Origin of the sequence: Escherichia sp. 94.0001 (genome assembly GCF_013369155.2) — a bacterium.
GTDB lineage: Bacteria > Pseudomonadota > Gammaproteobacteria > Enterobacterales > Enterobacteriaceae > Escherichia > Escherichia coli_F.
Window position 1 is genome coordinate 1 of record NZ_JABWMS020000155.1, and the last position, 1766, is coordinate 1766.

The 1766-nt window shown below is 47.5% G+C and carries 2 protein-coding genes and 1 pseudogene; all 3 read left to right on the forward strand.

All coding sequences use genetic code 11. From position 1 onward, the window contains the following. Window positions 1–8 precede the first annotated feature (8 nt). Window positions 9–197, forward strand: coding sequence for a cell division inhibition protein DicB (dicB, locus tag HEN33_RS24810; RefSeq protein ID WP_000449192.1), 189 nt, complete (start codon window positions 9–11; stop codon window positions 195–197). Then, window positions 194–385, forward strand: coding sequence for a DUF1482 family protein (locus HEN33_RS24815; protein ID WP_183083505.1), 192 nt, complete (start codon window positions 194–196; stop codon window positions 383–385). The genes dicB and HEN33_RS24815 overlap by 4 nt, the downstream gene beginning before the upstream one ends. A gap of 92 nt (window positions 386–477) precedes the next feature. Beyond that, window positions 478–1766 (forward strand): annotated as a pseudogene (locus tag HEN33_RS24820) (exonuclease); the annotation flags it as partial.

Below are 1766 nucleotides of genomic sequence, written 5' to 3' on the forward strand. Positions count from 1 at the left end.
ACGCGATAATGGAAACGTTATTACCAAACGTTAATACGTCTGAAGGTTGTTTTGAAATTGGCGTCACTATCAGTAACCCTGTATTTACTGAAGATGCCATTAACAAGAGAAAACACGAACGGGAGTTATTAAATAAAATATGCATTCTTTCAATGCTGGCCCGTTTACGTCCGATACAAAAAGGATGCTGGCAATGAATACAGCATTTGCACTTGTTCTGACAGTTTTTCTTGTTTCCGGAGAGCCAGTTGATATTGCAGTCAGTGTTCACAGGACAATGCAGGAGTGTGTGACTGCAGCAACCGAACAGAAAATTCCCGGTAACTGTTACCCGGTCGATAAAATTATTCACCAGGATAATAACGGAATCCCGGCAGGTCTTTAAAACAGTTCCGTAATAAACATCCGATTTCATTCTTATATGCCAGCAATGGCAGGGATTTGTTCACCCTTAAATCTGTAATGAGGTAAAACAAAATGAGTAAAGTCTTTATTTGCGCCGCCATTCTGGACGAACAGGCAATAAAGGAAGAAGGTGCAGTCGCTGTAGCCACTGCCATTGAAGCCGGTGATGAACGTCGCGCCCGCGCAAAATTTCACTGGCAATTCCTGGAGCATTATCCGGCTGCTCAGGACTGCGCTTATAAATTTCTTGTTTGCGAGGATAAACCCGGTATACCCCGCCCTGCCCTCGATTCCTGGGATGCTGAATATATGCAGGAAAACCGCTGGGATGAGGGGGCTGCTTCCTTTGTCCCGGTTGAGACTGAATCAGATCCGATGAACGTCGCTTTTGACAAGCTGGCCCCTGAAGTACAGAACGCTGTCATGGTTAAGTTCGACACATGTGAAAACATCACCGTTGATATGGTGATTAGCGCGCAGGAATTGTTGCAGGAAGACATGGCAACATTCGACGGACATATCGTTGAAGCGTTGATGAAAATGCCAGAAGTTAACGCCATGTATCCGGAGCTTAAGCTGCATGCCATCGGGTGGGTTAAGCATAAATGTAAGCCTGGTGCCAAATGGCCCGAAATTCAGGCAGAAATGCGCATCTGGAAAAAACGTCGCGAAGGTGAACGCAAGGAAACCGGAAAATACACGTCTGTTGTTGATCTCGCCCGCGCCAGAGTCCACCGACAGCACACTGAAAACTCAGCAGAAAAAATCCCCCCTGTCACTGCAGTCATTCGTCGCGAATATAAGCAGACATGGAAAACACTGGATGACGAACTGGCCTACGCTCTCTGGCCTGGTGATGTGGATGCCGGAAACATTGACGGCAGCATCCATCGCTGGGCAAAAAATGAAGTTATCGACAACGACCGCGAAGACTGGAAGCGTATCTCGGCATCAATGCGCAAACAGCCTGATGCCCTTCGCTACGACCGCCAGACTATTTTTGGCCTTGTCCGTGAACGTCCGATCGACATTCACAAAGACCCTGTGGCACTGAACAAATACATTACTGAATACCTGACTACAAAGGGCGTGTTTGAAGATGAAGGAACAAATCAGAGCGCAACTGACACTCTCTCGTCGCCAGTACCAGAAACTGATGCAGTGGAAACGGCAATTCCGGACAACGAAAAAACCGAATGCAAAGTGGAAGTCGAACCATCTGTAGAGCGTGAGGGGCCGTTCTACTTCCTCTTCACCGACAAGGATGGCGAAAAATACGGTCGCGCAAACAAACTTTCTGGTCTGGATAAGGCGCTGGCTGCCGGGGCTACTGAAATCACAAAAGAAGAATATTTTGCCCG

Bases quoted from the DNA above. Each gene is read 5' to 3' on its own strand.
- HEN33_RS24815 (WP_183083505.1), top strand. From the start codon at position 194: ATGAATACAGCATTTGCACTTGTTCTGACAGTTTTTCTTGTTTCCGGA.
- dicB (WP_000449192.1), top strand. From the start codon at position 9: ATGGAAACGTTATTACCAAACGTTAATACGTCTGAAGGTTGTTTTGAA.